17 protein-coding genes and 1 pseudogene are annotated in these 20603 nt (G+C 70.7%); 9 read left to right on the top strand and 9 right to left on the bottom strand.

Annotated elements, in window-relative coordinates; translation table 11 throughout:
- The first annotated feature begins 13 nt into the window (after positions 1 to 13).
- The 7 genes and pseudogenes from arsB (at position 14) to EXW95_RS03990 (ending at position 7131) form a co-directional block, all read left to right on the top strand.
- Positions 14 to 1296: pseudogene (gene arsB / locus EXW95_RS03960) on the top strand (arsenical efflux pump membrane protein ArsB).
- Between the two features lie 185 nt (positions 1297 to 1481).
- Positions 1482 to 2558, top strand: coding sequence for a tRNA pseudouridine(13) synthase TruD (gene truD / locus EXW95_RS03965; protein WP_174366359.1), 1077 nt, complete (start codon positions 1482 to 1484; stop codon positions 2556 to 2558).
- Positions 2555 to 2923, top strand: coding sequence for a hypothetical protein (locus EXW95_RS03970; RefSeq protein WP_174366360.1), 369 nt, complete (start codon positions 2555 to 2557; stop codon positions 2921 to 2923). Before truD ends, EXW95_RS03970 begins: the two co-directional genes overlap by 4 nt.
- A 12-nt stretch (positions 2924 to 2935) precedes the next feature.
- Positions 2936 to 3463, top strand: coding sequence for a DUF3293 domain-containing protein (locus tag EXW95_RS03975; RefSeq protein WP_174366361.1), 528 nt, complete (start codon positions 2936 to 2938; stop codon positions 3461 to 3463).
- The gene (locus EXW95_RS03980) at positions 3460 to 5235 is read left to right on the top strand and encodes a helix-turn-helix domain-containing protein (protein ID WP_174366362.1); all 1776 of its coding nucleotides are present in this window, start codon (positions 3460 to 3462) and stop codon (positions 5233 to 5235) included. The genes EXW95_RS03975 and EXW95_RS03980 overlap by 4 nt, the downstream gene beginning before the upstream one ends.
- Before the next feature lie 21 nt (positions 5236 to 5256).
- A complete protein-coding gene (locus EXW95_RS03985) occupies positions 5257 to 5673 on the top strand; it encodes a hypothetical protein (RefSeq protein ID WP_174366363.1) in 417 nt (138 codons plus the stop codon).
- An 87-nt stretch (positions 5674 to 5760) separates the two neighbouring features.
- Complete coding sequence (locus EXW95_RS03990) at positions 5761 to 7131, top strand: DUF2252 domain-containing protein (RefSeq protein ID WP_174366364.1); 1371 nt, start codon at positions 5761 to 5763, stop codon at positions 7129 to 7131.
- A gap of 118 nt (positions 7132 to 7249) precedes the next feature.
- Here EXW95_RS03990 and EXW95_RS03995 read toward each other — a convergent pair whose 3' ends face one another.
- The 7 genes from EXW95_RS03995 to glcF all read right to left on the bottom strand — a co-directional run bounded on the left by EXW95_RS03995 (position 7250) and on the right by glcF (position 16266).
- Complete coding sequence (locus EXW95_RS03995) at positions 7250 to 8101, bottom strand: carbohydrate ABC transporter permease (RefSeq protein ID WP_058976391.1); 852 nt, start codon at positions 8099 to 8101, stop codon at positions 7250 to 7252.
- Between the two features lie 10 nt (positions 8102 to 8111).
- On the bottom strand, positions 8112 to 9038 hold the full coding sequence (locus EXW95_RS04000) for a carbohydrate ABC transporter permease (RefSeq protein ID WP_174366365.1): 927 nt from the start codon (positions 9036 to 9038) through the stop codon (positions 8112 to 8114).
- A gap of 179 nt (positions 9039 to 9217) precedes the next feature.
- Positions 9218 to 10477 (bottom strand): ABC transporter substrate-binding protein, encoded by a 1260-nt coding sequence (locus EXW95_RS04005; protein ID WP_174366366.1) that lies wholly within the window; start codon positions 10475 to 10477, stop codon positions 9218 to 9220.
- A gap of 323 nt (positions 10478 to 10800) precedes the next feature.
- Positions 10801 to 12675 (bottom strand): 2',3'-cyclic-nucleotide 2'-phosphodiesterase, encoded by a 1875-nt coding sequence (gene cpdB, locus EXW95_RS04010; protein WP_174368805.1) that lies wholly within the window; start codon positions 12673 to 12675, stop codon positions 10801 to 10803.
- Between the two features lie 110 nt (positions 12676 to 12785).
- Positions 12786 to 13433 carry a DUF5639 domain-containing protein gene (locus EXW95_RS04015; RefSeq protein ID WP_174366367.1) on the bottom strand — a complete coding sequence of 216 codons (648 nt, stop codon included), beginning with the start codon at positions 13431 to 13433 and terminating at the stop codon, positions 12786 to 12788.
- 78 nt (positions 13434 to 13511) lie between these two features.
- Positions 13512 to 14945, bottom strand: a complete 1434-nt coding sequence (locus EXW95_RS04020; protein WP_174366368.1) for an FAD-linked oxidase C-terminal domain-containing protein — start codon at positions 14943 to 14945, stop codon at positions 13512 to 13514.
- A gap of 43 nt (positions 14946 to 14988) precedes the next feature.
- Positions 14989 to 16266 (bottom strand): glycolate oxidase subunit GlcF, encoded by a 1278-nt coding sequence (glcF, locus tag EXW95_RS04025; protein ID WP_174366369.1) that lies wholly within the window; start codon positions 16264 to 16266, stop codon positions 14989 to 14991.
- 166 nt (positions 16267 to 16432) lie between these two features.
- Between glcF and EXW95_RS04030 the strand changes: the two genes are divergently transcribed.
- Positions 16433 to 17482 (top strand): LLM class flavin-dependent oxidoreductase, encoded by a 1050-nt coding sequence (locus tag EXW95_RS04030; RefSeq protein ID WP_174366370.1) that lies wholly within the window; start codon positions 16433 to 16435, stop codon positions 17480 to 17482.
- A gap of 90 nt (positions 17483 to 17572) precedes the next feature.
- Here the strand turns inward: EXW95_RS04030 and EXW95_RS04035 are convergent, their stop codons facing one another.
- Positions 17573 to 18733, bottom strand: coding sequence for an MFS transporter (locus EXW95_RS04035; RefSeq protein WP_174366371.1), 1161 nt, complete (start codon positions 18731 to 18733; stop codon positions 17573 to 17575).
- Positions 18734 to 18914: 181 nt separating this feature from the next.
- On the opposite strand from EXW95_RS04035, the gene EXW95_RS04040 reads away from it, so the two are divergent.
- Complete coding sequence (locus EXW95_RS04040) at positions 18915 to 19445, top strand: hypothetical protein (protein WP_174366372.1); 531 nt, start codon at positions 18915 to 18917, stop codon at positions 19443 to 19445.
- 18 nt (positions 19446 to 19463) lie between these two features.
- Here the strand turns inward: EXW95_RS04040 and EXW95_RS04045 are convergent, their stop codons facing one another.
- A complete protein-coding gene (locus tag EXW95_RS04045; RefSeq protein WP_174366373.1) occupies positions 19464 to 20546 on the bottom strand; it encodes an NADH:flavin oxidoreductase/NADH oxidase in 1083 nt (360 codons plus the stop codon).
- Positions 20547 to 20603: the final 57 nt, after the last annotated feature.

Raw genomic sequence — 20603 nt, forward strand, 5'->3', positions numbered from 1 at the left:
TAGAGTGCCGGTCATGTGGGCGGTGCTGATCGTGCTGGGAACCGTGGCGTTGGTGGTCTGGCAGCCGCGTGGGCTGGGGGCGGCGCGGGCCGCGACGCTGGGCGCGGTGTTGGCGCTGCTGGCGGGCGTGGTGCACCTGTCGGACCTGCCGACCCTCTGGGGCGCGACGTGGAACGCGACGTTGACACTGGTGGGTCTGATCGTGCTGAGCCTGCTGCTGGACGCGGCGGGTCTGTTCCGCTGGGCGGCGCTGCACGTGGCGCGCTGGGGGGGTGGGAGTGGTCGGCGGCTGCTGGCGCTGCTGGTGGGGTTGTGCGCGGTGGTGGCGGCACTGTTCGCGAACGATGGTGGGTGTTGATCCTCACGCCGATCGTGCTGGAACTGGCGGGCGCGCTGCGCCTGAGCCGTGCGGCGACGCTGACCCTGGCGCTGGCGGTGGGGTTCGTGGTGGACGCGGCGAGTCTGCCGCTGACGATCAGCAACCTGACGAACATCATCGCGGCGGACGCGTTCCGCATCAGTTTCGGCGGGTACGCGGGCGTGATGCTGCCCGTGAATCTGGTCGTGGTCGCGGCGTGCCTGGGCACCCTGCTGGTGTTCTACGGGCGGACCCTGCCGCGCCGCTACGACGTCGCGGATCTGCCCGCGCCGGGCAGCGCGGTGCGGTCGTGGGGCGTGTTCCGTGCGGGGTGGCTGGTCACGCCGCTGCTGCTGGCCGGGGCGTTCCTGGCCGAGGGGGTGGGCGTGCCCCTCAGTGCGGTGGTGGCGGTGTGCGCGGGGCTGGTGTGGGTGGTCGCGGCGCGCAGCGCGCACGTGGGCACGCGGGCGGTATTGCGGGCCGCGCCGTGGAACGTGGTGGCGTTCAGTCTGGCGATGTACACGGTGGTGTACGGCCTGCGCGGTGCGGGCGTGACCGGCGCGTACGGGGCGTGGCTCTCGGGCTGGGCGGCGCACGGAACGGGCGCGGCGGTGTTCGCGTCGGGCCTCAGCGTGGCGGGGCTCAGCGCGGGGCTGAACAACCTCCCGGCGCTGCTCACGGCGATCCTGGGCATCCAGGGCAGTGGCGTGAGTGGCGCGGCGCGTCAGGCGCTGGTGTTCGGCGCGGTGGTGGGCGCGGATATCGGGCCGAAGCTCACGCCGATCGGGAGTCTGGCGACGCTGCTGTGGCTGCACGTCCTGCGCGGGCGGGGGCTGGAGGTCGGCTGGGGCGAGTACCTGCGCGCCGGGCTGCGCCTGACCCCGCCGGTGCTGCTGGCGGGACTGCTGGCGCTGTGGCTGCGACTGAGCCTGGGCTGACGCTGCGGGTGGGTCGACGGCACAGGTGAAGATTTCTTCATGCCGCTCACGCGGCCCGCCCTCCGTCCCACGTTCCGGCTGACGGCCCAAGGGTCACTTCCGGCTGGGCGGGTTCCGGGGCGCCCTCATGACGATGCGGGATTTTTCACATCGATTCTGACGGGGCGGGATATGGTGGTCGGATCGTGAGTCTGGTGTTTGACTGGTCGGCGCTTCGTGCCCTCACGGACGGGCCGGGTACCGGCGGCGTCCTGCGGCGTGAACCCTCGGATTTCCGCGTGGAGGAACTCCCCGCCTACTCCCTCAGCGGCGACGGCGACTTCCTGTTCGTGCAGCTGGAGAAGACCGGCCACACGACCGCGCACGTCCTGCGCGAGCTGGGCGCCCAGCTGGGCGTGCGCGACCGGGACGTGGGCGTGGCGGGTCTCAAGGACCGGCACGCGGTCACCTCGCAGTGGATCAGTCTCCCGGCGAAATTCGAGTCCCGACTGCCCACCTTCGAGATGGACGGCGTGCGCGTGCTGAACGTGCAGCGGCACGGGAACAAGCTGGCGATGGGGCACCTGAGCGGCAACCGCTTCCAGGTGCGGGTGCGGGACGCGGCGGGCCGGGCCGACGAGGCCGCCGGGACGCTGGCGGAGCTGGTCGCGCGGGGCGTGCCGAACTACTTCGGGCCGCAGCGCTTCGGGCTGGGCGGCGTCAACGCCGAGGAGGGCCTGCGCGTCGTGCGCGGCGAATCGCGCGTGCGGGACCCGCGCGTGCGCCGCTTCCTGACGAGCGCCCTGCAGAGCGTGGTGTTCAACGCCTTCGTCAGCCGCCGCCTGGACCGGGGCGTGTTCGACGCGCTGCTCTTGGGGGATATGGCGAAGAAGCACGACACGGGCGGCGTGTTCAGCGTGCAGGACGCTGCCGCCGAGACGCCGCGCGCGCAGCGGGGCGAGGTGAGTGCCACCGGCACGCTGTTCGGCCGCAAGGTCAAACCGCTGACGCTGGAGGCCGGTGACCTGGAACGCGCGGTGCTGGACGAACTGGGCCTGAGCCCCGAGGTGTTCGGCAGTCGCAAGGGGGACCGCCGCCTGACGCGGGTGTTCCCGCAGGAGGCGGCAGTGACGCCCGAGGAGGACGGCTTCACGCTGTCGTTCACGCTGCCGAAGGGCAGTTTCGCCACGAGTGTGCTGCGTGAGGTCATGAAGACCAGCGTGGACGCCGCGACTCCGGACCTGGGCGCCGACCCCGCGGGTGACGAGGAGGGAGTGGAATGAAGGTCAGGACTCTGCTGTGCGCGGCGCTGCTGGCGCTGTCCCCCGCGGCGCAGGCGAACGCGCCGCAGCCCATCACCCTGAAGCTCCTGCGCGAGGGCGTGCTGCTGTCCGGCACGCTGAAACTGTCCCGCACCGACGAACTGCTGGGCGTCTGGAGCAGCGCGGGCCGCGCGCGGCTGATGCGCTGCGAGCCGCGCTGCAAGGTCGTGTCCAGCCTGCCGGTGCCAGGCCAGGTGACGTTCGGTCCGGACGCGCGGGCGCGCGTGGTGCTGGGCGGCACGTTCAAGGTCGGGCAGCGGGTGGGGCTGGTGTTCCGCCTGAAGAACTCGCAGATCCTGAGCGTGCAGGCTGTCGTCACGCGGTAGGGGCCGGGGCGGATGCCGGACACGCCGGATCTGCGGGCCGCGTTCCTGGGCAGCAGCTATGGCCGGGCCGGGGAGCGGCTGACCCTCTCGCCGCGCGGGCCGGGCGCCCTGCCTGACTGCAGCGGGCCTGACTGGAGCGCACCCAGCTGGACTGCGCCGGGGGGACGCTGGGCGATCGTGACCGCGTGGAATCCGGCGGGCCGGATGGCGGACGCCGTCCTGAACGCGCGGCGGCAGGCCGAACTGGCCGGAGAGGTCGGGCGGTGGTCTCCCCTGCCCGGCTGGAACGGGGACGGCGAGTGGCGTGAGGACACGCTGATCCTGCGCGGGGTGCCGCTGCGCGAGGCGGCGCGGCTGGGGCGCCGGTTCGGGCAGGCGGCGGTCGTGTGGGGTGTGGGCAGGCGGGCGGCGCTGGTGTGGCTGGACGACCGTACCGCGCCAACAGAGCTGCGGACCCTGAGGCTGTGGCTGCGCCGGGCCGATTCATCCGGAGCGGATTCACCCGGCACAGCGGATTGCGGCTATACTGCCGGATTGTGACGCTGGACGCGACCGACGCCATCTCGCCGCTGGGGGTGCTGCCCCCGCCGGGCCCCACCTGCATTCACCTGCCGCTGGACGTGACGCCCGAGGGGCTGGCGCGGCACGCGGTGGGCCTCGCGAACGCGCGGGGCGGGACGGTGCTGGTGGGTGTGGACGCCGTGTCGGGCAGCGCGCGGGACGCGGGGGAACTGCATCCGCTGATGATCACGCACGCGATCTTCGAACTGTCCGGCGGGAGATTGACGGTGAACGTGCAGCATCACCGCCTGCCGGGCGGGGCGCGGGTGCTGGCGGTGTTCGTGCCGCACGCGCCGTACGTGCTGGCCGCGCCGGACGGCTCGGTGATCACCTGGGACGGCGCGCATCTCGTGCCGGTCACGCCGGGCGAGGCGGAACCGGTCGCGGATCAGGATTTCACGGCGACCGTCCCGCCGGACGCGTCCCTGGCGGACTTGGACCCGGCGGAGGTCGCGCGCCTGCGCGGGCTGGGCCGCCGGGCGAGCGCGGCGAACCTCCCGGACCTGGATTTCCTGCGGGAACTGGGCCTGCTGATTCCCAGTGGCGGGGCGCTGCGGCCCACGCTGGCGGCGATCCTGCTGGCGGGCACCCCGGCGGCGCTGCGGGCGCACGTGCCTCAGTCGGAGGTGTGTTTCTACCACCACCAGACGACCGACGTGGAATTCCAGTTCCGCGAGGACCTGCTGCGGCCCATTCCGGCGCTACTGACGCGGCTGGCGGAACTCATCCAGGCGCGGAACCGCTTCACGCCGGTGCAGGTCGGGCTGTTCCGCATCGAGGTGTGGGACCAGGACGAGGTCGTGTACCGCGAGGCGCTGCTGAACGCCCTGACGCACCGGGATTACACGCTGCGGGACGCCGTGCACGTGCATCACTTCCCGGACCGGCTGGAGATCATGAACCCGGGCGGGCTGCCGGGCGGGATCACGCCGGGGAACATCCTGCGGCACCAGCCCAAGCGCCGCAATCCGCTGCTGGCGGAGTCCCTGGCGCGCCTGGGGCTAGTCGAGCGGGCCGGGGTGGGCGTGGACAAGATGTACTCGCTGATGCTGCGGCACGGGAAGGAACCGCCGGAGTACACCACGTACCCGGATTCGGTGACGCTGGCGCTGCACTCGCCGGGCTTCGACGCGGAGTTCGTGCGCTTCGTGGCCCGCAAGCAGGAGGACATGCAGACGCTGTCGCTGGACGTCCTGATCGTCCTGAGCCTGCTGGCGCGCGAGGGTGAGGCGACCCGCGCGGCGCTGGCCCGCGCGCTGCAACTCCCGGAGGACCGCACGCCACGCCTGCTGCGCGGCATGGAGGAACACGGTCTGATCCGCCGCGCCGGGGTGGGCCGCGGCATCGCGTACGTCCTGAGTGACGAGGTCCGGGGCGCGCTGGGCCGCCCGGCGCTGCCTGTCATCGAGGCTGCGGCGCCCGCGCTGGCCGCCACTGCTGCCGTGGTCGCCCCTGTGGCGGTCCCGGCGAGGCCCGTGCCTGCGCCGGAACCCGCTCAGCCTGCCCGGCCGAAGGTCGTGCGGGCGCCGCGCCGCCCGGCAGACAGCAGCGGCCCGAACGCGGCGGAGGTCCGCGCGATCGCGCTGGCCCTGGCGCGCGAGCACGGGCGGGTGCGGAACGTGGACCTGCGCGGAGCGTGCGGCATCACGACGCAGCAGGCGTGGCGGACCCTGCGGCGACTGGTGCAGGACGGGCTGCTGCGCAAGCTGGGGACCGGCACGCGCGACGCGGCGTACGAACTGCTGAACTGATTGGGCGGTACAGTCGGTCCCGTGAGTTCCTTCGACGAGTTGCAGGCGGTGATCCGGCGCGGCGCGCGGGCCCGGCAGGCCGAGGTGCAGGCCTGCGAGGGATTCCTGAACCTGCTGTACCACGCACTGCGCGCCGCGAGCGGGCCGGGCCTGCCGCTGAACAACGTCAGCATGGACCCGGTGCCGGACCCGCAGGTGACGCTGCGTCCCGCGCCGCTGGGCTCGTGGCACGCGGCGCGCTACCGTCTGGGTCTGTGCGAGGTGCTCGTGCGGGTGCGCCGGGTGGACGGGCAGTTCCGCGGCGAGTACGGTCTGGGCGAGGGGTTCCGCGTGGACGACCTGACCGAGGACAGCGTGCTGCGGCTGGCGCGGCAGCTGCTGAGCGACGTGATCCGCACGTACGGGGGCGCCCATGAGGACCCCTCGCACCTGAACTGAGCGTTCCGCCGCTGAGATGCAGTCCGGGTGGACTGGTGGGCGGCACATGTGAAGTCCTGTCCTGTCCTGGCGTGCCACGATGCGGCCATGCATGATCCATTTTCTGCGGTGCCGTTGCCGGGCCGGGATGAGCGGCGGGCGCGGGGCCGCGCGCTACGCCGCACGCTGGCCCGGCGCGACCACGCGCTGTTCGAGGCACCCGGTGAGCGACCTGAACATGTGCTGAACGCCCTGCACGCGGGAACGGACGGCTGCATGACGCACCTGCTGCCGCTGCGGTTCGGGCGGATGGTCGCCAGTCCCTTCGCGTTCTTCCGGGGGACGGCGGCGCTGATGGCGGCCGATCTGGCGGGCACGCCCGTGACGGGCGAGCGGGTGCAGGCCAGCGGGGACGCCCACTGCGCCAACTTCGGGGCGTTCGCGACCGGCGAGCGGAACCTGGTGTTCGACCTGAACGACTTCGATGAGACGCTGCGGGCGCCGTGGGAGTGGGATGTGCGGCGGCTGGCGACCAGTCTGGTGCTGGCCGGGCGCGAGGCGGGGCACAGCGAGGCGGACGCCGTGTATGCCGCGCGCAGCGCGGCGCGGGCCTACCGCCTGCATGTCCGTGCGTACGCGAGGCAGCATCACCTGGACGTCTGGTACGACCGCATCGACGCGTCGGAGGCGCTGGCGGACATGGCGGCCGACGCGCGGGATCACGGCCGGGCGATGTTCGCGAAGGCCAGTACCCGCACGCACCTGCACACCCTGAAGAAACTGGCGGTGCAGACGCCGGGCGGCTGGCGCCTGCGGGACGATCCGCCGCTGCTGGTGCACACGTCGGACCCACAGGCGGAGGTCATGCTGGCGGGCGTGCGGGCGAACTACCTGGACAGCGTCGCGCCGGACCGCCGGGAGCTGCTGTCGCGCTACCACCTGGCGGACTGGGCGTTGAAGGTCACGGGCGTCGGCAGTTGCGGTCGGCGGGTGCTGGTCCTGCTGCTGGTCGCCGATGGGGACGACGTGCTGTTCCTGCAGGTGAAGGAGGCGCGGCCGAGCGTGCTGGAACCGTTCGCCGGGCCGACCGTGGCGCGCAACGCCGCGCACCGGATCGTGCGGGGGCAGCAGCTGATGCAGGCGGCGGCCGATCCGTTCCTGGGTTGGTCGGCGGGCGACGGGTTCTGCGGGTACGTGCGGCAGTTGCGGGACCAGAAGGGCCGCTTCGACCTGCAGGCGGTCTCGCCGCGCACGCTGGAGGAGATCGCCGAGCTGTGCGGCTGGGCGCTGGCCCGCGCGCACGCCCGAACGGGGGACGCGGTGGCGCTGGGTGCGTACCTGGGCCGCCGTGAGACCTTCGATCAGGCGGTGGCGGCCTTCGCGGTGGCGTACGCCGATCAGGCCGAGCGGGATCATGCCGCGCTGGCCCAGGCGATCGCGCGGGGTGACCTGGAGGCGGAGGCTGAACCTGTGGCGTGACCTGGGGCTCGGGAGGTTGGAGCCTCCCACGGCTTCACAGGTAGAGGCCCCGGGGGATAGTCCCTGGGGCCTCTGCCATCTGCCTTCGGTGGGTTCCTGACCGCGCGACTGGAGTGGGTCAGCCCTTGACGGCCCCGGCGGTCAGGCCGGACACGATGTTGCGCTGGAACACCAGGACCAGGATGATCAGGGGGATAGTCACGACGATGCTGGCGGCCATGATCTGGCCCCACGGCTGGTCGAACTGCGTGGCGCCGGAATAATTGGCGATCACGACCGGCACGGTGCGGTTGGTGCTGGTGAAGGTCAGGGCGAACAGGTACTCGTTCCAGGCGTTGATGAACGCCAGCAGGCCGGTGGTGACCAGGGCGGGCATCATGACGGGGAACAGCACGAGGAACAGCGTCTGGAGGGGACTGGCGCCGTCCACCAGGGCCGCCTCTTCCAGTTCGCCGGGGATGTCACGCACGAAGCTGGTCAGCACCCACACGGTGAAGGGGATGGTGAAGATCAGGTACGTGAGGATCAGGCCGACGGGGTTGTTGTACAGGCCCAGGGCGCTGATCAGGGTGTACAGGCCCGACAGCACGGCGATCTGCGGGAAGACGCTGACGGCCAGGATGACGTACATGATGATCTGCTTGCCCTTGAAGCGGAAGCGGCCCAGGGCGTACGCGGCGAACGAGCCGATCAGCAGGCTGATCAGGACCGAGCCGACGGCGACGATCAGGGAGTACAGCAGGCCGCGCTGGAAGTTCGGGTTGGCGAACACCTGGGTGTAGTTCTGGAAGGTGGTCTCGGCGGCGATGAACTGAGCGGGTTGCAGGAACAGGTCGCCGGGGGAGCGCAGGCTGGTCAGGACCGCCCAGAAGAACGGGGCGAGCAGGTAGAAGGCGATGACCAGCACGAGCAGGTAGAAGGCCGCGCGTTGCAGGTAGTACAGGGCCGGGTTCTTGGTCTTCAGGTTCATGTCGGCCCCCTCAGTCGAATTTCACGCGGAACGCGGTGACGTAGATGACGACGATGACCATGATGATCACGAAGATCGCCACGCTGACGGCGCTGCCGTAGCCGAGCAGCGAGTTGTCGATCAGCGCCTGCCGGGCGTAGCCGGTCATGCTGGTCGCGGCGGCGTTCACGTTGCCGAGCATCACGGACATGATGTCGAACACGCGCAGGGCGTCCAGGCTGCGGAACACCAGCGCGACGAGCAGGGCGGGGCGCAGCAGTGGCAGGGTCAGGCGCCAGAACTGCGTCCATTTGCTCGCGCCGTCCATGTCGGCCGCCTCGTACATGTCGCTGGGCAGACTCTGCAGGCCCGCGAGGATCAGCAGCGCCATGAAGCTGGTGGTCTTCCAGACGTCCACGGCGATCAGGGCCCAGATGGCGCTGTCGGTGTTGGCGAGCAGTGCCTGTCCGCCCAGCAGGCCGCGGCCGATCAGGCCGAAGGTGTCGTTGTACAGGTACGACCACATCTGCGCGGACACGACGGTGGGGATTGCCCAGGGGACCAGCATGGCGGTGCGGAGAATTCCGCGGCCCTTGAAGGTGCTGTTCACGACCAGCGCGATGATCATGCCGAAGATGGTTTCCAGCGTGACGGACACGACGGTGAACAGCAGGGTGTTCTTCACGGCGCCCCACCACTTGGGGTCCTGCAGGAAGCCCAGGGCGACGCCGTCCTCGGTGGTGAACCAGAAGTTCCCCATGCCGATGAAGGTCCGCTGGTCGGGCGTGGTGAGGTTCGCCTCGAACAGCGAGAAGTAGATGGTGCGGTACAGCGGGTACCCGGCGACCAGGGCGATGGCGATCAGGGTGGGCAGCAGCAGCCAGATCGCCTGCTGGGCGCGGGCGGCCTCGATCCCGCGTGTTTTCGTGGGGCGGGCGGGCGGGGTGTTCACGGTCATGCCGGTGGACCTCCTGGGTTGGGCGTGGGTTCAGTGTATGGGGGCGGGGGGACCAGGCGGCCGGATGAACGCTTTCGCAAGGCTGGCGCTTTCCGGCGGGGTGGAATCTGGCGGGCGGTTGGAATGGGAAGGGGGGACGCCCCTGGTGGTGGGCGTCCCCCCTCCCCTGCGCGGTGGGTTTACCAGCCGCGGCCCTTGATGCGGTTCAGGTCGCCTGCGAGTTTGGCGACGGCGGCCTGACCTTTCATCTTGCCGTTCAGGACGTCGCTGACGGCGGTGCTGAAGGCCTGGGAGACCTGGTTGTACTTGCTCTTGGTGGGGCCGGAGGGACGGGCGACGGCGCTGGTGAAGACGCTGTACAGGCTGCCGAAGAAGGGGTTCTTGGCGAGCACGTCCTTGTCCTTGTAGAGGCTCTGGATGGTGGGGTTGTAGGCCCCTTCGATGGCGCGGATCTTCTGCTCGGCGGGGCCGGCGAGGTAGCGCACGAGGTCGATGGCGGCGGCCTGGTTCTTGCTGTACTGGCTCACGCCGAGCTGCCAGCCGCCGAGGGTGGCGGCGTTGCGGCTGCCGCCGCTGGGCAGGGGCGCGACGCCGATCTTGCCCTTGACCTTGCTGTCGTCACCCTGGCCGAGCGCCCAGGCGTAGGGCCAGTTACGCATGAAGGCGGCGTTGCCGGACTGGAAGATGCCGCGGGCTTCTTCCTCGGCGTAGGTGGTGACGCCGGCGGGGCTGATGGTCTTGATCCAGCTGGCGGCGGTGTCCAGGGCCTTGGCGGCCTGGGCGTTGTTGATGGTGACCTTGCCGGTCGCGTCGACGATGGTGCCGCCGCCGAAGCTGACGACCCATTCCAGGGCGTCGCAGGTCAGGCCTTCGTAGTTCTTGCCCTGCCAGACGAAGCCGGTGAAGGCCTTGTTGGTCTTCTGCTCGCCGGTCTGGATCTTCTTGGCCATCAGGGCCATCTCGGTCCAGGTCTTGGGGGCGCTCTTGAAGCCGTATTTCTTCAGGAGGTCGGTGCGGTAGTACAGCAGGCCGGCGTCGGTGAACCAGGGCATGGCGACGAGTTTGCCGTTGACGGTGTTGGCGTCGATGATGCCCTTGAAGTGCGCGTTGACTTCAGCGGCGGGCACCTTGCCCTTCAGGTCGACGAAGTGCTGGGCGAGCAGGCCGGGCCAGACGACGTCGAGCTGGTAGACGTCGATGTCGCTGCTCTTGGCGGCGAGCTGCTGCTGGTACAGGCCGAGGCGGTCGTTGGTGAGGTTGGGGCTCTCGAAGATCTTGACTTCGTTGCCGGTCTTCTTGGCCCAGCGGGCGGCGCCGGCCTTGCAGAGTTCGAGTTCCTGGCCGACGGCGCCGCAGGCGAGGGTGACGGTGACGGCGCTGGCGTTGCTGCTGAAGGCGATGGCGGCGCTGAGGCTGACGAGTGCGATGACTTTCTTCATGCATCCCCCTTGGGTGGGTGCCGGACAGGCCCGGCCCGCTTCTGTGAAGCGGTTCCACGTGTTTCGTTCTTGGTGAGGCAAGCGTACACCTCCGCTCTCAGGCTGTCAATGGAAACAGTTCCAACAGCAGGCGATCATTATTCGAAAGTCGCACGAACACCCTCCAGCACGTCTTCGAGCCGTACGACCACCCCTACCGGAGGCATAGACAGCCCATCCTCCGATGCCACCCCCTGCGCTTTCGAAAACGATTCAGAATGCCCGCCACCCCGCAAAAGCGAACGCCCCCAGCCGAAGCCGGGGGCGCGCAGAACCAACAGGGATCAGTACTTGATGTAGTACTCGGCGAAGCCGTCGTCGCGGGTCTTGACCAGCGTGGCGTTCGCCGGCGCGTACTTCTGCGCGGTGGGGCTGCTGGCGTACAGCAGGGTCGCGCCGGGGATGGGCGTGAGTTTCCAGTTGCCGTCGGCGCTGGGGTTGACGGTCTTCTGCTCGTTGAAGTACTTCACGAGGGCCTCGCGGGTCTCGTCGGGCGCCTGCAGGATGATGTTCTTGCCGTTCAGGCCGGGGAACGACCCGCCGCCCGAGGCGCGGTAGTTGTTCGTGGCGACCACGAACTGCGCGGCCGGGTCAATGGGTTTGCCCATGAACGTCAGGTTCTTGATGCGGCGCGCGTTCGGGTTCACGACCTCGCCCTTGCTGTTGTAGCGGTTGGGCTGGGTGACGTCGATCTCGTAGCTCACGCCGTCGATCACGTCGAAGTTGTAGGTGGGGAAGGTCTCGTCCACCAGTGCCTGCGGCTCGGTCTTGCTGGGGTCGATCTGCTTGAACTGCCCGGCGCTGCGCTCCAGCCACTCCTGCACCTGCGCGCCGGTCACGAGCACGGCCTGCACGGTGTTCGGGTACACGTACAGGTCGGCGACGTTCTTGATCGCCAGCGTCCCGGCGGGGATGTCGGTGTAGTAGCTGACGCCCGCGCGGCCCCCGGCCTTGAAGGGCGCGGCGGCGGACAGGACGGGCAGGTCCTTGTACTGGGTGCTGCTCAGCGCGGCCTTCACGTACGCGATCTGCGCGTTGCTGACCAGCTGCACGCTGGGGTCGTCCTGCGTCAGTGCCCAGTAGGAGTTGATGGGGGCGGTCAGGTCGGCGACCTTGCCGCGCACGTAGCCCAGGGTGCCCTGGTGCGCGCCCTCGACGGCGGCGGCGACGGTCGTGTCGGCGGTCACGAGGCTCTTCTTGGCGGCCTTGTCCCAGATGGGGCGGATGCCGCCCTGTGCGTCCAGGATGGTCCACTTCTGGGTCTTGCGGTCGAAGTTCAGTTTCAGGTCGGCGACGCCGAGGTTGTTGCCCCAGAAGCCGGGCATCAGGACGACCTTGCCGTTGATGGTGCCCTTGGCGAGGTTCACGCCGGGGACGTCCTTGTAGGCCGGGCCGGGGAATTCCAGGTGGCTGTGGCCGGTCAGGATCACGTCCAGGCCGGGGACCTTGGTGAGTTCCGCACCGGCCTGTTCCTGGCCGGGGGTGTACGCGCCGCTGTTGATGCCGGTGTGGGCCAGCGCGACGATGATGTCAGCGCCTTTGGCTTTCATGTCAGGAACGAACTTCTGGGCGCTCTGGACGATGTCCATGACCTGCACCTTGCCGTCGAGGTACGCCTTGTCCCAGTTGACGATCTGGGGGGGCGTGAAGCCGATCACGCCGACGTTGATGTAGTACGGGCGGCCCTGCGTGTCACGGACCAGTTTGCGCTGGATGACGTAGGGGGTGTACTTGTTGCTGCCGTCCATGTTCAGGACGTTGGCGTTCACGTAAGGCATGGGCGCGGACTTCAGCACGCGGTCGAGGTAGTCCAGGCCGTAGTTGAATTCGTGGTTGCCCAGGGTGGCGCCGTCGTACTTCAGGGAGCGCATGGCCTGGTGCATGGGGTGCAGTTCGCCGTCCTTGATGGGCGCGACGCGCGCGGCGTAGTCGCCGAGCGGGTTGCCCTGGATCAGGTCGCCGTTGTCGAACAGCAGCGTGTTGACCTTCTCGGCGCGGGCCTTGGCGATCAGCGTGGCGGTGTACTCCAGGCCGAACTCGCCCGTGGGCTTGTCCTGGTAGTAGTCGTAGCCCTTGGCGGCGGTGTGAAGGTCGGTGGTTTCGAGGATGCGCAGTTCGACGGTCTGCGCGCCCGCAGCGCCGAGCATGAGCGCGGTCATCAGGGAGATGTGTTTCAGCACGCCCGACAGAATAGCGAAAAGTGTCAGGGGTGTATTCGCCCGTCACCGGTGGGCGGCGGGTCAGTCATGAGAACAGCCTCAGGGGGCCTTTAGAGACTGGCCGCCAGCGTCCGGAACAGCGCCGGGGCCTCTGGAACCCGTGCGCCGTTCTGCCAGCCCAGGCGCAGGTCCCGCAGCGGTCCGGCCTCGCCGACCCCCATTCCGCCCGTGAAGAGCGGGGCGTAATCAGGTGTGGTGGCGACAGGAATCGCGCCGGGCAGGTCCAGCGCTGCACGCACCTCGCGTTCATGACCGAAGTGCACGACGTGCGTGCCGTCCGGCGCGGCCCAGGTGAAGCGCGCCGTGGTCGGGGCCAGCGGTCCCTGGTGAACGACGTGCCCCACGCTCAGGCCGGGGCGCAGGCGCAACGTGACCTCCAGCAGCTCGCCCAGCAGGCCGAAGCTGCCCACGAACGGGCGGGTCAGGTCGTAGCCCTGCACGTTCTTCACGGTGCGGCCCCCCGCGCGCACCACCCGGCCACTCGCGGCGCGGAAGGTGACGCCCAGCACGTCCGACGCGAACGGGAACGTCTGCCCGAAGCCGCCGCGCCCGATCAGACCGCCCACGCCGCCCGGCAGGTTCACGTGCGGGAACGGCGGGAACAACCCGGCAGGCAGCGCCGCGTACACCTCGGGCAGCGTGACCTCACCGGTCAGGGTGATCGTCTGGTCGTCGGGAGACAGGTCAAGAATGGTCACGGGCGGCCTCCGGCGCAGAAAATGGGAGATGGTCGATGGTTGATAGAACGGCGAAGGTCCTCCATCCACGGTCACCCATCAACCATCCACTCCTTCCGCAGGAAGAATCTTGCCGGGGTTCAGCGCGCCACTCGGGTCGAGGGCGCGTTTCACGCCGCGCAGGGCCTGCATGGTGCCGGGGTCCACGGCGTCGGTCATGAAGTCGCGTTTCATGCTGCCGATGCCGTGCTCGCCGCTGAGGACCCCGCCGTGCCGGATGGCGACCAGCGCGATGCGGTGCGCCAGATCATGCACGGCGTGCGCGTCCTCGGTGCGGGGGTCGAACAGGATGTTCGGGTGCAGGTTCCCGTCCCCGATGTGCCCGAACTGCACCAGCCGCAAGGGGCTGGCGTCGCCCAGCGCGCGGATCTCGCGGACCACGTCCGGCAGGGCCGATCTGGGCACGACGATGTCCTCGTTCATGCGCTGCGGGCGGATGCGGCCCAGTGCGGGGGACACCGAGCGGCGCGCCCGCCACAGCTGCGCGCCCTCCTCGTCCGTCGCCGCGCGGCGCACCGTGCCGCCCGAGGCGACGCAGGCGTCCTCGACCAGCCGTAGCTCGTCCTGAACGGTGTCCAGGTCCTCGCCGTCGGTGTCCACCAGCAGCACGGCCTCCGCATCCCTGGGCAGCCCAAGGTGCAGGTAGTCCTCGACGGCGTTCGTGCAGGCGCGGTCCATGAATTCCAGCTTGCTGGGCACCGCGCCCGCCGCGATGGCGCGGCTGACCGCCTCCGCGCACGCGCCGACCTCCGGGAAGTGCGCCATCAGCGTCCGCGTGAAGCGGGGCGGGGGAATCAGGCGCAGCGTCGCCTCGGTGATCAATCCCAGCGTGCCCTCCGAGCCGATCAGCAGGCCCGCCAGATCAAACACGTCGCGGGTCAGGCGGTGCACCTCGCCGGCCGCGTCCACGAACTCCAGCGCGCGGACGTAGTCGCCGCTCACGCCGTACTTGAAGCACATCGGGCCGCCCGCGTTCTCCGCGAGGTTCCCGCCGATGGTGCTCGTGCGGAAACTCGCCGGGTCCGGCGGATAGATCAGCCCGTGGGGTCTGGCGGCCTCGGTCACGGCCAGCGTGACCACGCCCGCCTGCGCGGTCGCCTCGCGCCGCTCGGGGTGGATGGTCAGGCGGGTCATGCGCGTGAACGAGATCACCAGCCCCGGCTCCAGCGGGGCCGCGCCGCCCGACAGGCCACTCGCCGCGCCGCGCCCCACGATGGGCACGCCCGCCGCCCGCGCCGCCCGGACCGCCACCACGACGTCCTCGGTGCTTTCGGGCAGCACGACCGCCAGCGGCGTCGCCCCGAACTGGATGGCGTCGTAGCGGTAGTTCAGCCGCTCGGACAGGTTCGACAGCACCTTGCGCGGCCCCAGCGCGCGGGTCAGGTCAGCCGCGAGGGCGTTGGATGCGCCCCCAGCCGACGCAGGTTTACGAGCAGAGGAATTCGTGGTCAACGCCAGTTTCTCGGTGCTCACGAGTCCCCCCCTCCATCACCCATCAACCATCCCCCATCACCCCTCACAGCTCCCCCCGGTACGCCCGGTCGAGGATCTCGATGGTGTGCAGGACGGGCGTGGGGCTGCCCTGGCGGCGCACGTGACTCTGGATCTGGGTGTGGCAGCCGATGTTGCCGCTGGCGATCAGATCGGGCGTGGTAGAGAGAATGTTCTTCGCCTTGCGCGCGCCGAGCTGCCCGGCCAGGTCGGGCTGTTCGAGGTTGTACGTGCCGGCCGAGCCGCAGCAGAGGTCGCCTTCCGGGACCTCCAGCACGCTCACGCCGGGGATGTGCCGCAGCAGGGCGCGGGGGGCGGCGCGGACGCCCTGCGCGTGGGCGAGGTGGCAGGCGTCGTGGTATGCGACCGTCAGCGGGCGGCTGGCGGGGACGGGGGGTTCCAGTTCGCCGTTCTGGAGGAGCGTGTTCAGGTACTCGCTGATGTCCATGACCTTCGCCGCGAAGGCTTTCGCGCGGGTCTCGTCGGGTTCGCCGTGCAGGACCATCGGGTATTCCTTGAGGCCTGCGCCGCACCCGGCGGCGTTGGAGAGGATCGCGTCGAAGTCGTCCGGGTTGAAGGCGTTCAGGTTAGCGCGGACGAGTTTCAGCGCCTCGTCGCGCGCGCCAGTGTGCAGCGCGGCCGCGCCGCAGCAGCCCTGCCCGTCGGGAATGACGACCTCGATCCCGTTGCGGGCCAGGACGCGCAGGGTCGCCGCGTTGAAGTTCGGCGCGAGCGCCTGCTGCGCGCACCCGACCAGGAACGCCACCCGGCCCCGCTGCATGCCACGCGCGGGCGTGACCTTCGCGCTGGGCTGCATGGCGGGCACGGATTCCGGCAGCAGGTCCAGCGGGCCGCGCAGCGCGGCGGGCAGCACGGGCGCGAGCGGCTTGGCGAACTGCCCCACGCGCGCCGCCACGCTGAACAGCCGCGGGGCGGGCAGGGCCTTGAGGATCGCCCAGCGTTTCGACCGGTCAAGCGCGCTGCGCTGACGCTGCGGTTCGCTCCAGCCACGGAACGCCGTGATCAGTTCGCCGTACGGGACGCCGCTGGGGCAGGCGGTCACGCACGCCTGACAGCCCAGGCAGCGGTCGAGGTGCGGCGCGGCGTCCGCCAGCGGCAGGCCACCCTCTAGGACCTCCTTCATCAGGACGATGCGGCCGCGTGGGCTGTCCATCTCGTCGCCCAGCAGCGCGTACGTGGGGCAGGCGGGCAGGCAGAAGCCGCAGTGCACGCAGGCGTCCACGGCGTGCGCCATCACCTCGCCCTGGCCGCCCAGGGCCTGCACGGGAATGTCGTTGTTCATGCAGCCACGCTCATGGGGCACAGGATAGAGGCGGGTGGCCGGGACAGGCGGAACGCGGCGGCGCAGACGACTAGCCAGATGAAGCTGTCCCCCGCCGGGAAACACGGCGCGGGGTTCGTGAGCACGCGCAGCTTTTCCCCGCGCGGGGGGGCGCACACTGCCGGGCATGAGCGTTCCCTCTCCCCTGCCCCTGTCCGTGCTTGACCTTGTCCCCGTGCCGCTGGGGTCCAGCGCCGCCGAGTCGGTCGAGGCCGCCCTGGCGTACGCGAAGGCCGCCGAGGACGCCGGGTTCACGCGCTACTGGGTGGCCGAGCACCACAACATGGGCGCGCTGGCGTCCAGTGTGCCGCTGGCAGTCCTGGCCGCCGCGTCACAGCGGACCAGTCGCATCCGCCTGGGCTCGGGCGGCGTGATGCTGCCCAACCACGCGCCGCTGGCCGTCGCGGAGGGCTACCGGCTGCTCTCGGCCCTCGCACCCGACCGGGTGGACCTCGGTCTGGGCCGCGCCCCAGGCACGGACGGCCGCACCGCCCGCGCGCTGCGGGGCGCACAGGGCCTGATGGAGGAGTCCTTCGAGCGGCAACTCTCGGACCTGATCGCCTTCGGCACCGGGCAGTACCCGGCCGGGCACCCCTTCGCGGGCACGGTGGCCGCCCCGGCAGGCGAGGGGCTGTTCCCCCCGCTGTGGATTCTGAGCAGCAGCGGCTACGGCGCGCACGTCGCCGCCAAAGCGGGCGCGGGGCTGGCGTTCGCGTGGCACATCAACCCGGACACCGCGCAGGCCCGCGCCGCCGCCGACGCGTACCGCCGCGCCTTCGAACCCTCCGACGCGTTCCCCGAGGCGCGCGTGATCGTCGCCGCGAGCGTCGTCACCGCCCCCACCGCCGAGGAAGCCGAGGAGCTCAGCCTCCCGCTGGGCCTGATGTTCCTGCGCCTCACGCGCGGCGAGAGCGCCCCCTACCCCACCGTCGCCGAGGCCAAGGCCTACCCCTACACCCCGCAGGAACGCGCACTGGCCGACTCCATGCGACGGCGCGCCATCATCGGCGACCCCACCACCGTCGCCGCGCGCCTGCACGCCCTGGCGCGCGACACGGCCGCCGACGAACTCATCATCAGCCTGAACATCCCCGACGCCGCCCAGCGCCGCGACACCCTGAAACTCGTCATGGACGCCGTCCGCGCGCAGGAAACCCGGGAGCTCACGCCCGCCTGACAGGACGGGGGCAGAACAGGGTGGGTCCCGAGGAATGTCTCGGGGCCCACCCTGCTGTCATATGGAATCCGTATCCGGCCCGGCCGCCGCTCAGCTGAACTGCACCTTCTGCGGTTCGGGTAGGCGCGCGGCGATGATCGCGCTGGGGATCAGGAGGCTCAGCGCGGCGAGGGCGGCGGTGGTGGGGCTGGTGGCGTCCGCGAGGGCGCCGACGAGGAACACGAGGAGGCCCGCGAAGCCCCAGGAGAAGCCCATCATGATTGAGCTGGCGACGGCGACGTGGCCGGGCGCGTACTCCTGCGCGGTGACGACGCCGACGGGGATGCTGGCGTTCACGGCGGCGCCCACGATGAACGTCAGGGGGTAGAACCACCAGTGGGCGGGGCTGGAGAGGATCAGCAGCGCGAAGAAGGGGATGGTGGTGAGGATCGCGCCGCGCAGGACGGTGACGCGGCCCAGGCGGTCGCTGAGTCGTCCGCCGACGATGCCGCCAATGGCGCTGGCGACGGAGTACACGGCGAGCGTGATGGCGACCTCGCGCGCCCCGAAGCCACGCGCGAGGAGCATGAACGGGAGCATGGCGTTGTAGCCCATGCTGGCCAGCGAGCGCAGGACCGCCATGGCCCACAGCCACACGAGGGGTCCCCGGAAGATGCCCGCGTAGTCGCGCAGGGGAATCCGTTTGGCCTTCTGCACGCCGCTGGGCGTGACGGCGAACGTGATGGCGGCGATCACGACGCCGATCAGCGCGAACCACGGCAGGTGCGTGAGGCCCACGCCCGCGAACACGGGGCCGAGGGCCATGCCTGCCGTACCGCCCGCGCTGAACAGACTGGCCCACAGGCCGCGCCTGTCGGGGGGGCTGTGCTGCGCGACGTACGCGGCCCCGGCGGGGTGGAAGAAGCCGCTGCCGAGCCCGGCGACCGCGACGAGCAGGATCAGCGCCCCGAACCACGGCACGAAGCCCATCAGGGTCAGGCCGATCCCGGTCATGAGGGGTCCGAGCGCGGCGGCGTAGCGGCGGTCGAGACGCTCGCCGAGGATGCCCAGCACGGGCTGGAGGACGCTGCTCGTCAGGGAGTAGATGCTGCCCAGGAACGTGACAGCGGCGATACTGACGCCGTACTTCGCCTGCAGCGCGGGCGTGAGGGGCGTGAGCATGGCGCTGTACGCGTCGTTGATGAAGTGCCCGGCGGTCACGGCGACCGCGATGGCGGCGGCGTGGCGGGTGGTGTTCAGGGTGGCCTGCATACCCCGCCACCCTACGCCGGTGGGCGGGTCCGGTCGCGTGGGGTGTCCGGCAGGTGAGGCCGCGCCCCCGCTGCCTGAACGATCCGTGAACGCCCGGCGACGGCACCTGCCCGGCGGTCCTCACGCGCCCCTGAGTACGCTGTGGACAGCGGGTGCTCGCGTCCCGCCCGAGGAGTCCACCATGCCCGATCAGTTCCGCAGTGCCATTGCCGATGTCCTGCCCAGCGCCGAGGCCGTGCAGGCCCGCCTGTCGGGCCTGTCGCACCGGGACCGTCTGGTCGTCGCGGAGTACTTCAGCAGCGTCCTGCCCGACGTGGACGTCCTGATCTCCACGCCCGGCGCGGAGGCCCTGAGTCATGAACTGGGGGCGCTGCGCGGCGTGCCCAGCGTGAAGGCGACGTCCCTGGCCGGTCACTGGACGCTGGTCGGTTCTGCCCTGCACCACCCCGGCGAACTGGATACGGCGCGCGGGGCGGTCTGGGCGGCGATCGTGAGCCTGGACCTGCGCTCAGGTCAGGCCGAACTGGCCGCCACGCTCCTCGGCACGCAGCGGGACTGGGAGGTGGTCGCCGTGGCGGCGGCCATGGAACGCACCGACGAGCCGGGGCACGTCCGGGTGTCGCTGCTGGGCGTGCCGGTCCTCACCCCGGTGATGCTGACCGGCACGCCGCGCGGCCTGGCGTTCGAGCGTCGCTTCCCGAAATCTGCCTGACCGGGGACCTGCCCCGCGTCAGGTGGTGCGGGTGCCGCGCGCGTACGGGGCGGGCAGCGGGTGCGCCGCGCCCAGGTCACGCGCGGCGGCCTGAATCCAGTGCGGGTCGCCCAGCATGGGGCGGGCCAGGGCGATCAGGTCGGCGTCCCCGTTTCGCAGGAGGCCCTCGGCGCGTTCGGGGGTGTCGATCATGCCGACGGTCATGACGGTCAGGTCCGGCACGGCGGCCTTCACCTGCGCGGCGAAGGGCGTCTGGTAGCCGGGCGCGGGCGTGATCTGCTGCGCCGGGGTCAGGCCGCCGCTGCTGAGGTCCAGCACGTCCACGCCCTCGCGGGCCAGCAGTCCGGCCAGCACGACGGTCTGCGATTCGTCCCAGCCGCCGGGGGCCCAGTCGGTGGCGCTGAGGCGCACGAACAGCGGCTTGTGGTGCGGCCAGACGTCGCGCACGGCGCGCGTGACCTCCAGCACGAGGCGCGTGCGGTTCTCGAACGTGCCTCCGTACTCGTCGGTGCGGCTGTTCGACAGGGGCGAGAGGAACTGGTGCAGCAGGTACCCGTGCGCGGCGTGGATCTCGACCACGTCGAATCCGGCGATCTCGGCGCGTCGGGCGGCCTGCCGGAATGCTCCCACGAGGCCCGAGATGTCCTCCCCGGTCATGGCGTGCGGCTGCGGGAACGAGTCGTTGTAGGCGTTGGTGTCCGGGCCGATCACGTCCCACCCGCCGCGCTCGGGCGGCACCGCGCCGCGCCCGCGCCAGGGGGCGTACGTGCTGGCCTTGCGGCCCGCGTGGGCCAGCTGCACGCCGATCACTCCGCCCTGCGCGTGCACGAAGTCCGTCACGCGGCCCAGCGGCGCGATCTGCCGGTCCTCCCACAGGCCCAGGTCCTCGGGGCTGATGCGGCCCTCCGGGCTGACGGCGGTCGCCTCGGCGATGATCAGGCCCGTCCCGGCCAGCGCGTACTGGCCCAGGTGCACCAGATGGAAGTCGTTCGCCAGTCCGCCCTGCGCGGAGTACATGCACATGGGCGACACGACGACGCGGTTGGGCAGCGTCACGTCGCGGAGTTTCAGCGGCTGGAACAGCAGGGGACCTTCAGTCATGCGCCGAATCTAGGCCCGCACGCCCACGCCCTGCCAGTGGCGCCATGTTCACGCGAC

The sequence above is a fragment of the Deinococcus sp. JMULE3 genome (assembly GCF_013337115.1).
In the GTDB taxonomy this organism is placed as follows: domain Bacteria; phylum Deinococcota; class Deinococci; order Deinococcales; family Deinococcaceae; genus Deinococcus.